This is a genomic window from Proteus sp. HMSC14B05 (assembly GCF_001808035.1).
Taxonomy (GTDB): Bacteria; Pseudomonadota; Gammaproteobacteria; order Enterobacterales; family Enterobacteriaceae; genus Proteus; species Proteus mirabilis.
Window position 1 is genome coordinate 18,481 of sequence record NZ_KV791992.1, and the last position, 13,949, is coordinate 32,429.

Sequence of the window (13,949 nt, forward strand, 5' to 3'; positions counted from 1 at the left end):
TTACTTGCGCTCCTGTGTCAACGTAGATAGATCATCAAGACTTGTCATAGGTTCCATCACAGAGTCTAAACGACGCGCTTTCATCTGCTCTTCAAGGCTATCTTCTTCAACTAGATGTAAGGCATCTGTCGGACAGACTTTTACGCAAGCAGGCCCCTCATCTGAGAAAGCACACAAGTCACATTTCACTGCTATTGCGCGAATACCCGCATTCCATGCAAGGAATGGATTGGTAGTAGGAAGACTTGCGGGCACATCTGCCAGCATCTCTTCAGGCACAAAATGGTCAAACACAGCCGGTAAGTTAACGGGTTTACTGCCTGATGGTGTAATCGCACCAAAAGGACATACCAAACCGCATAACTTACAGCCAATACACAAGCTCTCATTAAGAAAGATCATATTATCTTCATGAGTAATGGCATTGACTGGGCACACACTAGCACAAGGAGCATCCTCACAATGCCGACAAAGCATCGGGGCGGTCTGATCCTCCACTTTTACCACTGTAAGACGCGGATGCGCCTGTAATCCCACAGCTTGGTGTACTTCCGAACAAGCTGCCATACAGGTATTACACCCTATGCATCGTTGTGGCTCTGCAATAACAAAGCGATTCATTCGCCACATCCTCCGAGAAAAACGTTTAACAGCTCACGACTGTCGTTAATTTTTCTCTAGATGAAGCATATTTCATGCCAAGAGCAGTAATATTTTATTTTTGTTAAAAATCAATGCGTTATAAATAAAAATTAATTTACTTGATGACGTGTCGACAATTATGACGTTGACACTTAAGTGGTGGGAAAGAGTGATATGATTGAAAAAGCCTGCAAAAGCAGGCTTACAAAAAAGGATTAGTCAGTATAAATGCGCTTTTCAACCTCTTTCATGGTCTGTAAGCCACATTGTAAATCATCTGGGGTCGCTTCAGAAAACCCTTGTGTAAAGGTTGCAGATAAATAAGCATCTACCATCATATTGGCTTTAAAGGGAGTAATCAGTAACCCCCCCATGGCTAGCATATTGCAATTATTAATCACTTTACAAAAACGCGCAGTGGTAACACTCTCACAAACCCCGCAATAAACATTTTTATGTTTATTAGCACTAATACTTACTCCCATCCCTGTGCCACAAAAAACAAAACCAATATATTCAGGATGTTCTGAAATAATAGCGCCAACTTTATCACCAACATCACAATAACCAATAGGCCCTGATTCGGTAATATCTTTTATTGTGTAATTTTTTGCTTGTAGATGAGATTTGACGGCATTTTTAAGCTCATAACCTGAAGGATCTGCCCCCATAACAATTATTTTCTGTTCCATATCGCCTCCTAAATAAATTGAGAGTCATGGTCAAAGAAAAGATATCTGATTGATAACCATTAAAACCAAATAAAAATATCTCACTCAATGAGTTGTTACTTATTAAAGTATAGACGATAAATATTTTATTTATATTCAAAAATTTTAAATTTCTCTGTAATCAATTTAGAGAATTTTAAATAACCATCATAATCATAAGGTTTTATTTTTGATGAAAATCAAAAAAAATTAATGACAATAAAATTGTGTTTATAGGATAGGAAAAAATTTTTTTAAAATAATATACTAATCTGATTATGAATTTACACTTAAGAGAATTTACGTATAGAAAAAAGACCAAAAAGCATCAATCTAGTATAAAAAGTGCTAATTATCAGATAAATAAGAACGAAACATAAGAAAAGAAAAAATAAAAGAGATATTTTAGATATAGTATTATATTGGAAATAGTTTCCCTAGTACAAAAAAATAAAAATAAATATCAATAATATTACAGGATTACAGTTTTTATCTATATTCTTCAATATCTCTAAAAGGAAAGGTCAAAATAAATTAAATAAATATTGCTGTGGATTATCTTTACCAAAATAATCAACAACTACATTGTAAAAAAATGGCTATTTTTTACCAATTCCAATCTGGCATTGCTCATGCTGTTTTGGCATAAATAAAGAATGAAATAATATATTGATTTTATATTATATCACTTATCTATATAACGATTTTATAAAACACCGTATTAAAGTAAATTAATCAATTTTTTTAAAGATAATTTGTTATATTTATCAAATTTTTTGCGTATAAAATAAAAATACCACAATCAAGAGAGCATATGTGGTATTTTATATTGGTATAAACGTTCGGGAAAATAATCGCGATGATTATTTTACGCGTGATACATATTCACCAGAACGCGTATCCACTTTAATCACTTCACCGATTTGTACGAACAGAGGTACTTTAACCACAGCGCCAGTGCTTAATGTTGCTGGTTTACCGCCTGTACCCGCAGTATCCCCTTTCAGACCCGGATCGGTATCAACGATTTCTAACTCAACAAAGTTTGGTGGAACAACAGCAATAGGACGATTATCCCACAGTGTAACGATACACTCTGCTTGGTCAATCAACCATTTAGCATTTTCGCCAACCGCTTTTTCGTCTGCAGCTAATTGTTCAAAGGTTTCGTTGTTCATGAAATGCCAGAACTCACCATCGTTGTACAGGTAAGTTAAGTTGATATCCATGACATCTGCACCCTCAGCAGAATCAGTAGATTTGAAGGTTTTTTCCAGTAATTTGTTAGAAATCAGTTTACGCAGACGCACACGAGCAAATGCCTGACCTTTACCTGGTTTCACAAATTCACATTCAGTAATGACGGCTGGCTCGCCATCTAACATGATTTTAAGACCTGAACGAAAATCGTTGGTATTATAAGAAGCCATGAATATCCTCTAACTTTTTTAATTTAAAATGGCATAGCCAAAAATGGCACACATTGTAACTCATAATCACACCACCAGAGAAGTCTGGTTAACACAACTCGCGCAGGCAATCAGTGATCCTGTTGAATTACTCCAACTTTTAGCGCTGGAACATCACGCTGAACTACAACGGGGTGCTCAGGCGAGACGACTTTTTCCTTTACGGGTTCCCCGTGAATTCGTTGCGCGCATGAAAAAAGGCGATCCTAACGATCCATTACTTTTACAAGTATTAACTGCACATGCTGAATTTACCCTAACGCCGGGATTCTCTACGGATCCATTAGATGAGCAACAAAATGCGGTGCCGGGTTTATTACATAAATATCAGAATCGTGCATTGCTTTTGGTCAAAGGTGGTTGCGCTGTCAATTGCCGTTACTGTTTCCGACGCCATTTTCCTTACGAAGATAACAAGGGAAACAAAGCTAACTGGCAAAAGGCAATAGAGTATATCAAAAATAACCCAAAACTCGATGAAATCATCTTTTCGGGTGGCGATCCGCTAATGGCCAAAGATGACGAGCTAGATTGGTTAATTACTCAGCTAGAAGCCATCCCCCACATTAAACGTTTACGTATTCACTCTCGTTTACCTGTGGTGATCCCTGCGCGTATTACTCATAGGTTATGTCAGCGCTTACAGCAGTCACGTTTACAAAATATTATGGTATTGCATATCAATCATGCAAATGAAATTGATGATGCGTTAATAGAAGCTTGCTTAAAACTAAAAAATGCCCATGTTACGCTATTAAACCAAGGGGTATTACTGCGAGGGGTTAACGACAATGCCCAAACCCTTGCTGATTTAAGTCGTGCACTATTTGACGCAGGCATTATGCCTTATTACCTTCATGTGCTAGATAAAGTACAGGGAGCGGCTCATTTTATGGTACCAGACAGTGAAGCGCGCGAAATAATGAAATCATTAATGAGTCTTGTCTCTGGCTATATGGTTCCTAAACTCACGCGTGAAATTGGAGGAGAGCCAAGCAAAACCTTGCTTGATTTAGGCTTACGACAAGTATAGTGGATAGGAACTTATAAAATAACATTGAATACCGTTATTTGGCCTAGACAATAGGCCTATCCGGTAAAAATAGTAGTACCTCATAAAAAGCAAATAAGAATGATCGCGTTCTTATTTGCCCAATATTACGTTAATGCATATTACTCGACTAAAATCGCTACATCGACACTGCCCGAGTATCTATCTGCGGGAATATTACTATTTGCACAAAGATTAAAATATAACGTTTGATTAAAAACTTTGGGCATAGCATTAACTAATTTATTACTACCGACATAACTTAACGCATCACTGGAATTAGGTTCACAAATAGTATTTTGTTGTTGGCTAGTTAGCGAAGTCACCACATAACCGCTTTCCTGCGCTTTAGTGCCGGTTAATTCCATTCCCGTATTACTGCCTTTGACTAAGGTATTAAACGGTCTTAATGTGATATGTACATTCCCAGCATAGGGACAATCAACATTTATACTGGCAATATTCTCATCGAGTTTAGTCGGTGTAGCAAAATTTTGTGCTATTTGACTACGGTAATTAATCGATGTTGCTGTTTGTGGCGTCACATCGCAGGCTTTTAATGTATGGACTGTTATCTTTGTACTAGAATCTGAAAAATAAGGCCTAGCATCAATTGAAAATCCAGAACTAATAGCTACATTAAATTGCAAAGAATGATCTCTGGCTAGACTATAATTTCCCGGCTCTAACGCACCAATAGCGTAAACTGAATATCCACTGATAGTGCCAATAGAAAGTAACAATACATTTTTTTATTTGCGGGAACGTCATTACTCTTTGCCTTTACATAACAGCATTGCTGGTTATCACCTTGTTTAACTTAATAATTATAAAAATTATTGACAATTAACGGTCACCATTCTTATTGGGTTTTGTTGTGATACTTCAATCTTTTCAAGCTCTGAATAACTAAATTGACATGAATGTTTGCCCGTATTGTTATTCCAAGTCACCACGACATTCCCATCATTGGGTAACCCACTCATATAAAGAGTTTGATAGGCATCGATAATACCGGTATTTACCTGTTTATCTTTTTCATCTGTCAAAGAAGCCATTGCACCAAAAGGTATCGCTATATTTTGCGCTGTTTTTATATCAAAAATAACCTGATAACCCACTTTAGTTTGAAATTGTCTTGCTAAAATAGCCCCTTCGGTTGGATAGACTTTCATTGACGTTTCATTAAGTGTCACATCATCAGGTAATGTGCTGACATTTACGCTAATACTGTTTGTATCATAAGGACTTAATTGAGGGACAATGGCATTACCAAATGTATCTATTTTCACATTTCCATTGATTTCTGCGCCCTTTGCTTTATCTGCGCTCACTATGGCAATACTGTCACCTAACATCCTTGATAATGTCACTCCTTTTGAGTGAAGAACAACACCACCAATAAGGCTACCATTAAAGCTATTTCTATTTTTCCCATAGCTATAACCCCCAGAAAGCGTTCCTTTACTTCCTGAATAACTCATATTCATATTGCCACTATAACTATCTGCCTTGTTATCTGTATTTTGGTAGATACCATAAGAGAGTTGATTATCAAATGCAGAGCCATTTAAGCCGGCTTGTTGCGAAGTTCTTCCATCATTGCTATGTGTCAGAAGATAGCTTGCATTCATATTTTGCAAGCCACTTGCATTTGAGAACACACTCAGTGGCATATTCATATTAAAATTAATTTGTCTATTTTCTGGCCATGTATTGTCATCACTTTTTAGGCGAGAAATAGAATAATCTATATTAAATGCAATACCTTTCAGAACAGTGTTATAGCCTAATGTGACACTATTATTAACACGGCTATTCCCCCAATAACGGCTGGTTTCACCACGAAGATACATGGAACCGTATTTTCCTAATGATTGTGAAATTGAGGTTTGAAAACTAGATTTCTGACGTTGGCTTAACCAAGGTGCAATACCTTCTCGCAATTCATAACCTGAGTTATTGTAATCACTAAAGTCATAGTAATCTTTAGTTGAATAACGTAATGCGGTTAAATCAAACGAAGTCCCTGTAGATAATAAACTCTTAGAATAACGAACCCGATATGATTGACCGTGATAAGTTTTATCCAAATTAGCTCTGGCGAGAGTGACGTCCGCAGATAAGGCACCTAATAACCCAAGAGAAACACCAGAACCGATAACACCAGAGGTATAACCATTGGCAATTAATAAACCACCGTATGCAGTAATTGAGTTATTGATACCATAACTAAACGTTCCTAAAGCAAATTTACTTTTTTTGGAATCTGTCGTGATACCACCATCATATTGCCCCGCACTAAACTCATACTCAAATTGCCCTTCACGCAACATGATAGGCAGCGATGAATAGGCTTGTGTATATACACGCTTAGAGCCATCTTCTTCTTCAATGGTTATTTCAAGGTCCCCACCAATACCGCCGGCGGAAATATCATTAATAATAAAATTCCCAGGAGCAACAAAAGATTTATAGATAATTTGACCATTTTGACGAATGGTAACGGTTGCATTGCTGTTGGCAAAACCTCTTACCACAGGAGCATATCCACGCATACTACTTGGTAACATTTGTTGGTTAGTGGCTAAAGAAATCCCCTTTATCGGAATACTTGAAAAAATATTCCCTCCAGTGGTAATTTCACCAATTTTCAGCATTGATTTTAAATAAGCGATATTTCGCATTACATAGGTATTACTAAATTCAGAATCACTTGAAGAACGCTGATCTGAACCACTCGATTTATTATAAGAATAATTTGTTCTTAAACGCCAAGGGCCTATATTTACACCACCATTAAGATTCAAGAAAAAGTTGTTATTATGGCTTTAATAATCACCTGTCGTTCTATTTTTAATAAAGTTAGCCATATAATTAAGGATAACAGCACTCACACCATCATCTAATAATTCTGCGGGAATTTCACCTTGAAAGCTCTTATCCATATTAACTTGGGGAAAAGATGCATTTAATGTTAATTTATTAATATTAAAGGTTAGCCTTGAATTAGGAATATACGCTTCTATATTATCAATTTCTGTATCTTCGGGTAGATCACTTAGCTTACTTATCGCTGAAACATTAACCCCAAATAGCTTCAAATCTTTGATTGTAACAACTGGGACAACTTTACCTTCTTTGTTTGCTTTAAATAAAATTGTCTTTTCACCTAATGGCTCAGTATTAACAAAAACGCTTAAACTATAGTCTCCTGGTGCAATGTAGTCTTCTTTGCTGAAATTACTTAAATCAATATTGTCATTATTATTTAGTAAAAGATTCGGATCAAAGTAATTATCAGACAATGCGATTTTCGGCATTGCCACAGATAAAACACAAAGATTGATACAAAGAATTTTATGCAACATAGGTTTCATAAACCACCCCAAAGACCACCCATAAATAAGAATTATTGTTAAGTTAATATTCTTTATCTTTTATTATAAAGAAATTTTCATCATTGAATCTCCAACTCAGCTTTCCTTGAACATTTTTAGGTGCTTCAACTGATACTGTAGAGAATGGTTTTACCGTTATTGCTCTACCATCATTTTTTATTTCAACCTCGCCCACTTTTAAATATTCAAAAGTCATATAAAGTGGTGATTTATTATTTATAACTATGTTCTCATTTACCTTTTCAACAATAACATCATCAATAACATCTTTATTTTCCAATGCCATTATTGACTCAGGTCTATAAATTAATTTGAAAAAGAAAGTAGGTGTTATCGTTAGTGACACAGATTTCTTTTCCTCAATTTTACTATCCTTAAGAGGAACTGCTCTAAATGCAATCCAAAATAAGCTTTCTCTGTCTTTTGGTAACGCCATATCATTAGAACCTTCACTAATACGACGAATATTCCAGCTATATTCACTAGAGGGTTCTAAACGATACAAAGGTGGTAAAATCATAAAAGGTGTTCTTTCACGATCTTTATTCACTATAGGTACATTTTTATCATCATCATTAAATAAAATAGAGCTATTAATTAAATAAGCACTATTGTTATTATTTTTTAAAGAGATAGAGATACCTTTTATATCACTTTCCAGATAGATATATCTTTTTACTACAAAAGAAAAACCATTTTTCCCGAAATCTGTTAGATCCACAGTATCGTTTTCTATTTTTTCAACTGCTTTCGATGTGACTGAATAAGATAGAAAAAATAGGCAGAATATGACTATCTGGATAATATTTTTTTTTCTACCTCTTAAAAAAGATAACATTTAGTCACTCCACAATTATTTTATTTTCAAATGTATTTGATAATCCACCAAAATCATCAATATATTGCCAACTAACCTGTTTAATTGATTTATCTATAGCTAAATTGAGTGACGAAAATGGCGCAACCATAGGTGCATTTGCTGATTGATAACTTTTGCCATCGAATTTTAAATTTGATACTGTAAAATAATAAGGTGTTGGGTTATTGACTTGCACATTATTACCTACTTTTTTAAAGGTTATCTTCTTAGCATGACTATCTAGTGATGTTATGGCTAATTCATTTGGTCGATAAAATCCTTTTATGATAATTTTTGTTACCATATTAATTTTTAGTGATAAATCACCACTATTATTTTGTTGCCCTCTTTTTGTTTCAGGTATCAAATATGCAGTGAAAAAAAAGAGTGATTCCCGATCACTTGGTAATGTATCTAAAGAGCGTGGTAAAATTTTTATAGAAACCGATGACTGAGGCTCTAATCGTTTTAACGGTGGCAATACAATAAAATGCTCATCTTTTTTGCCATCTAAATCAGCCGTTATCATATTTTGAGATAAATAAAGATTATCTGTATCATTATTTATTTGTACACTTTGACTTTTATCTCCCTCAGAAAATATAATGCGACTTTGTGACAAAGATAGCCCTGCATAACTATATGATGCAGAAAAAATAAAACAGCTAAAAAGTAATGAAATCGTTTTTAATATATTCATATTTTAATCAATCAGAAAAAAAGCTAAGCACTACTGTTGCCGTAAAAGGGCCAACCTCTGGAGTACATCCCTCTTTTTGACAACGCAACTTTGCTGTTAATGATTTAGTCGAGCTTTCTGAGGTTATATTATCCCACACAACAGAATCATCAGAAGGTTTAAAAACAGAGCTATTATTTACTTTATATGTTTTACTACCACTGTCGTCTGTAAGTTGAACACCAAATGACCCAGAAACATTGTTATTAAAAAAATCTCGAGTTCCGGTTAAAGTAACACCTTGAGATATATAAACGCTCGTTCCACTTAAAGAACTTGTTGAGCAATTAGTTAACGAGATAGGGATCTGTTGACTAATTTTATTATTTTTTATGTCATTAGCACTAACAGAACTAGCCCCTTCACCACTAGTGAAAGTAATATTATCTGGAACAACAATTTCACACGTTTTAGCGAGAAAAACGACTGAAAAATTATATTTCACTGATTGCGCTGCAACTGAAGCCCAACTCGTCAATAATAAACAAAGACTAACTATTAATATTGACACTTTTTTTGTCTGCATAATTAATCCTGAATATATTCAAATAAAATAGTCGCCGTTGAGTCACCAGGTGTCATTTTATTATTGTTGCGTCTAACAAAATCGACGATGTAGTTAATACTTATCGCTGAATTAGAGTGAGAAGAAAAAGATAACTTTTTATTGTTTTCTAGAATTTGGCAACTCGCATTTTCACCCTCAAGACAACCTTTTACTAAAAAACCTGTTTGAGTCGTATCGCCTTTTCCATAAAAAACCTGATCTGAATATTCAGTATTCGCGCCTGTTTTTACATTAATCGTGATTTTTTTCTCACTATCAGGTTCGTACTCTTTACAATCGATAAGATAAGTAAATTGCTTAGTGCCGAGACTACCTTTAATAGGCGCCTTTATTGGTGTGTCTTCTGCATCACCAATAGTAAAAAACTGTTCAAATGAGACATGTTTACTCAGCTCATTACTATCGCTAAATTCACAAGTGCCACGTGTTACATTAGCAGAAAAGTTGAGAGTACCATTATTTGCGGATTGACAGTTTACTGCATACACCATCATCGCTAACAATACTGTTCTTTTAAAGTTTTTTATTGTAGACACTTTCTCCGCCTAAATCGTTGATAATATGAATATTAACAGCACCTGTTTTATTACTTACCACATAGTTTTTAGAAGAAAATGGTTCTATCATATTATTAATTTTATTTAATTTTATCGTTTCATTTTTAACGGTAATCTTAAAAAGATTAATATAATAAGGCGTAGGGTTCTCAATACTGATCCCATTAGGCGTTGCTTTTACAACTAATTTATCACCGGCTTCTTTTGGGTTTATCGCTAAATTAATAGGGCGATAAAATACCTTGATAATATTTTCCATCGCTATTTTTATCCCATCTTCATTTTTATTTGTTGATGGAATATTTCGCGAGTGGAAGTAATAAAGTGATTCTCTATCTTTAGGAAGATTTGTTGGTATTATTTGAATTTTTATTGTATTTTCACTTTCCGGAGCTAACCTGAAAATGTTTGGAGTAATAACAAACATACCACTCAAAGGTGGTGATGAGGTATCCAGTTTTTCGGTTATAAAGTTAGAGACTAAATAAGGTTGTGCATTATTATTTCTAGCGCTAATAGAGGCTGTATTAGTATCCCCATTAATAATAATACGAGTCTGGCTTAAACCGACACCGGCTTGAACCTGAAATGATAAAAATAATACTCCTAAAACACACAACGAAATATATTGAAAAAAGCGTATTTTGTTTACCATCTGCCTATCACCTTATTGCACTGCAACTTTACTATTGGTAGTAAAACAAAATTATGGAAAAGGAATAAATTCCTTTCCCATAACATACTAATATTAGTTATAAGCAACACTAAAGGTTACTGGAACATTAATATCTTGTGCTTTCAGTGAGTCACCAGTTTCTGTAGCAAATAAACCTGCTTTCATAGGAATAATCAGGTTACCTTCACCTTCTGCTTTTAAGTTTTGCAGTTCTGTTGACTCATTTGGTTTCAGTACTACAGAGTTCATTGCAGTTAACTTGATACCAGCTTGAGTTGCACCAGCGCTAGCAAATAATTGCTCATTACCAACTAGGCCATTACCGCTTGCTAATAATTCAATATTAGATACAGTTACAGCAGGATCTTCACCTTCAGCTGGTTTACCAATCTTAGTACAGTTGTTTAACACTAAGTTGAAATCTTTTTCAGATACAGCTTGGTTAATATTTTGAATATCAGTAGTTGCATAAGTACCTAAATCAACACGATCTTGGCTTGCGCTGATATCACAAGTTGCTGCAACTAAACGTGCAGAAAATGTAACGTCTGCGTTTTTAGCGGCCATAACTTGAGTTGATAAAGAACCCATAAGAAGTGCACCAGCAACCATTACGCCTAATTTATTGAATTTCATATTAACTTCTCTTATAAAATAATCTAAAAATTATCAATATCGTAATAATTTAGACCCAACGTATTGTACTAAGCCAACATGTGATCCTTACTATATAAATGATATTGATCCTTACAACGATTGTTTATAACCCATTAATAAAACTAACTTTACATCAAAAATAACATCATATAATGTTGCATTTCTCAGTATTTATTTTTAGCTCATCAGAAAAATGACAAAAATAAACATTGAAATCACAGAAACATCAAATATATATATACTCACTCACTGTATAAAGTAAGCATAATATATTTTTTGAAAAAACAGCGGAGTTATTTAAATCACATAATTAAATCTCACCATATTAAAATATTATTTTAAGCCAAGTTAAAAATTTAATGAGAAATATTAATTCTTAAATCAGTATATTCTCTGAGTTGGGGAAAGTAAAGCAACCACAATAGAAAAAATTACATTTACTTATATATAAATTTACATTATATACATACGATAAAATAAAAAAACAACCTTTAAAAACAAATGGTTATGATTCTAATTTTGTTTTTTTATTAAAATAACCTTCTGATAAATATTAATTAGATTATCTTTTATTGATTATAAATAAATAATAAAAACCAAACCACTCTAATTTAAATAGTCATATTTTGTTATTTCTTATAATTTATTAATTTACTTTTATGACGCTTATATAAAATATCTTATATAGATAATCTAATTATGATATATTTTTAATTTTATCCATTAAAATTACAATAAAAAAATAATCAGCATCTATACACATTGATATATAAGTATTTTTATTATAGTAAATATGATAGAACATCATGATAGTATCAGTATGAAAATATTAATATGTGCTTCTCATTTAATATAAATTAAATACTATCACTTATTAAAACTATCTATTAGTCATATAATTATCTATCCTAGTAGAATTGGATATTTTATTTTTTAATTTATTGTATTATTTGCATTTGGCTCTAAAAAAATCCTACTACGCTTATAGTAATAATCATTAAATGATAGTTTTTACGGTACATAATTTACCTGATTAAAAAATAAGTTTTAAAATTAAGTTCAGTGTAAAGAGGAGCTTCAAACACGAAATTGAGATTTTAATGGAGGAAATATGAATATTCTCGTCATTGGCGCTAAAGGTCGAGTAGGTCAGCGTTTAATCGAAATATTACTTGCTAAAGGTCATCATGTCATAGGTACAACCCGAAAATTATCCGACACATCAGTACATCATCCCTCACAGTACCATGAAATTGAATTGGACATAACAAAGCCGTTATCATCCATCACCGATTTATTGCCAGACAATTTAGAGGCTATCTATTTTACGACAGGCTCCCGAGGAAAGGATTTATTACAAGTTGATTTACATGGTGCTGTTAAAACGATGCAAGCAGCAGAAAAAAAAGGAATAAAAAGATATATTATGCTCAGTGCGATTAATTCATTATCACCTGATAAATGGACTGAATTAATTGATTATTTTACTGCTAAATATTTTGCCGACCTCTACTTACGGGATCGTACCCAGTTAGATTTCACCCTTGTTCAAGCAGGCTATTTAACTGAAAAACAAGGCACATATAAAATTACGACCAAATTGGAAGATAATGCTACAAAAGGTGAAATCACTATTGATAATGTCGCGGCAACATTAGCAGAGATATTAGATAAGCCGAATACATTTAAAAAATGCATTCCTATATTAGATGGTGACGAGGCGATTAAAACAGCCCTCAGTCGAATTTAGAAACGATTAGTTTACTGATTTTGATAAAAAACAATCTGACCCTGATAGACATTAGGGCCAGATGTGTTAGTCACGAGCTAGCTTATCAATGTACACAACCATTGTTTGTTACTGACATTTATAAACTTGTCCACTCATTTTGCTATCTAGTGGCGCAAAACTATCGACAATGCTGCCTGCATCTGTACCAACATTAAAAATAACATTACCACCCATAGCTGCTGCTTTGTTGCGTAAATCATTAGCAGCACCACGTAGTGATTGGCTTTCAGTACGAGAGCCTGATAACCAATTATTCTGAACGCCGGTTACTGTGCCTAATAACTGGCACTCGCTGCCTGGTTGCGTATCAGTAATTTGTACCTGTGAACCTGCACTGGTCAATGTATTTGTTGCAGAACAGCCTGCTAACAACAACGCTGCAGTGGCTCCCAATAACAATTTAATTCGCATGATCCCCTCATTTCTTTGAGTGTCCGTTTAGTCATGACAACAATATACCCTGTCACTCCTCTTAAGCGCAAAAATAAATCATCACTATCTTACATTAGCCTATAGTCTTAAGATGTTATTTCCACTTGTTACTTATTTTGACTTAATGATTTAGCTTTAAGATAGACAAAGCAATATCTATTTATTTTACACCGCTTTGCAGCTTTTAAAACATATTGTGTGCTTTTCAGACACCACAGTGCGAGACTGGGCACATTATTTGGTCGTCGTTCTTAGCCTAGTCCTCTGCTTTAATGGCATAATCAGGCAATAGGCCATTGATAGAAATTATTTTTTGATACTTAAATAATAGGGAACATTAAATCATTATGTACTGGCTCAATATTGACATCCTCCACGCCCTAAAGGACGTGGATC

At 34.0% G+C, this 13,949-nt stretch carries 15 protein-coding genes; 2 read left to right on the plus strand and 13 right to left on the minus strand.

Translation table 11 applies throughout. The features are described from left to right. The 3 genes from HMPREF3129_RS10880 to efp form a co-directional block, all read right to left on the minus strand. Nucleotides 1-621: a 4Fe-4S dicluster domain-containing protein gene (locus HMPREF3129_RS10880; protein WP_004245695.1), complete on the minus strand. Its 621-nt coding sequence runs from the start codon at nt 619-621 to the stop codon at nt 1-3. 236 nt (nt 622-857) lie between these two features. Beyond that, complete coding sequence (locus HMPREF3129_RS10885; protein ID WP_004249279.1) at nt 858-1,334, minus strand: RpiB/LacA/LacB family sugar-phosphate isomerase; 477 nt, start codon at nt 1,332-1,334, stop codon at nt 858-860. Nucleotides 1,335-2,215: 881 nt separating this feature from the next. Beyond that, the gene (efp, locus tag HMPREF3129_RS10890; protein ID WP_004245698.1) at nt 2,216-2,782 is read right to left on the minus strand and encodes an elongation factor P; all 567 of its coding nucleotides are present in this window, start codon (nt 2,780-2,782) and stop codon (nt 2,216-2,218) included. A gap of 43 nt (nt 2,783-2,825) precedes the next feature. Here efp and epmB point away from each other — a divergent pair, with 43 nt between their 5' ends. Then, nucleotides 2,826-3,854, plus strand: coding sequence for an EF-P beta-lysylation protein EpmB (gene epmB / locus HMPREF3129_RS10895; RefSeq protein WP_020946251.1), 1,029 nt, complete (start codon nt 2,826-2,828; stop codon nt 3,852-3,854). A 140-nt stretch (nt 3,855-3,994) separates the two neighbouring features. On the opposite strand, the gene HMPREF3129_RS18970 is transcribed toward epmB, so the two are convergent. The 9 genes from HMPREF3129_RS18970 to HMPREF3129_RS10935 all read right to left on the minus strand — a co-directional run bounded on the left by HMPREF3129_RS18970 (nt 3,995) and on the right by HMPREF3129_RS10935 (nt 11,308). Then, a complete protein-coding gene (locus HMPREF3129_RS18970; RefSeq protein WP_012368422.1) occupies nt 3,995-4,615 on the minus strand; it encodes a hypothetical protein in 621 nt (206 codons plus the stop codon). 93 nt (nt 4,616-4,708) lie between these two features. Beyond that, entirely contained in the window at nt 4,709-6,682 is a 1,974-nt protein-coding gene (locus HMPREF3129_RS10905) for a fimbria/pilus outer membrane usher protein (protein WP_254668249.1), read from the minus strand. 21 nt (nt 6,683-6,703) lie between these two features. Continuing rightward, nucleotides 6,704-7,252, minus strand: a complete 549-nt coding sequence (locus tag HMPREF3129_RS18975) for a FimD/PapC N-terminal domain-containing protein (RefSeq protein ID WP_254668250.1) — start codon at nt 7,250-7,252, stop codon at nt 6,704-6,706. A 43-nt stretch (nt 7,253-7,295) separates the two neighbouring features. Then, nucleotides 7,296-8,111 carry a fimbrial biogenesis chaperone gene (locus HMPREF3129_RS10910; protein WP_004249275.1) on the minus strand — a complete coding sequence of 272 codons (816 nt, stop codon included), beginning with the start codon at nt 8,109-8,111 and terminating at the stop codon, nt 7,296-7,298. A 4-nt stretch (nt 8,112-8,115) separates the two neighbouring features. Further along, nucleotides 8,116-8,832, minus strand: a complete 717-nt coding sequence (locus HMPREF3129_RS10915; RefSeq protein WP_012368423.1) for a fimbrial biogenesis chaperone — start codon at nt 8,830-8,832, stop codon at nt 8,116-8,118. Nucleotides 8,833-8,839: 7 nt separating this feature from the next. Beyond that, on the minus strand, nt 8,840-9,397 hold the full coding sequence (locus HMPREF3129_RS10920; RefSeq protein ID WP_004245710.1) for a fimbrial protein: 558 nt from the start codon (nt 9,395-9,397) through the stop codon (nt 8,840-8,842). A 2-nt stretch (nt 9,398-9,399) separates the two neighbouring features. Next, complete coding sequence (locus HMPREF3129_RS10925; RefSeq protein ID WP_004245711.1) at nt 9,400-9,975, minus strand: fimbrial protein; 576 nt, start codon at nt 9,973-9,975, stop codon at nt 9,400-9,402. After that, nucleotides 9,953-10,651: a fimbrial biogenesis chaperone gene (locus tag HMPREF3129_RS10930; protein ID WP_004249271.1), complete on the minus strand. Its 699-nt coding sequence runs from the start codon at nt 10,649-10,651 to the stop codon at nt 9,953-9,955. Before HMPREF3129_RS10930 ends, HMPREF3129_RS10925 begins: the two co-directional genes overlap by 23 nt. 93 nt (nt 10,652-10,744) lie before the next feature. Next, nucleotides 10,745-11,308 (minus strand): fimbrial protein, encoded by a 564-nt coding sequence (locus HMPREF3129_RS10935; RefSeq protein WP_004245713.1) that lies wholly within the window; start codon nt 11,306-11,308, stop codon nt 10,745-10,747. A 1,132-nt stretch (nt 11,309-12,440) separates the two neighbouring features. On the opposite strand from HMPREF3129_RS10935, the gene HMPREF3129_RS10940 reads away from it, so the two are divergent. Beyond that, nucleotides 12,441-13,079 carry an NAD(P)H-binding protein gene (locus HMPREF3129_RS10940; protein WP_004245714.1) on the plus strand — a complete coding sequence of 213 codons (639 nt, stop codon included), beginning with the start codon at nt 12,441-12,443 and terminating at the stop codon, nt 13,077-13,079. A gap of 108 nt (nt 13,080-13,187) precedes the next feature. Here the strand turns inward: HMPREF3129_RS10940 and HMPREF3129_RS10945 are convergent, their stop codons facing one another. Beyond that, a complete protein-coding gene (locus HMPREF3129_RS10945; RefSeq protein ID WP_036919064.1) occupies nt 13,188-13,532 on the minus strand; it encodes a DUF4156 domain-containing protein in 345 nt (114 codons plus the stop codon). Nucleotides 13,533-13,949 lie beyond the last annotated feature (417 nt).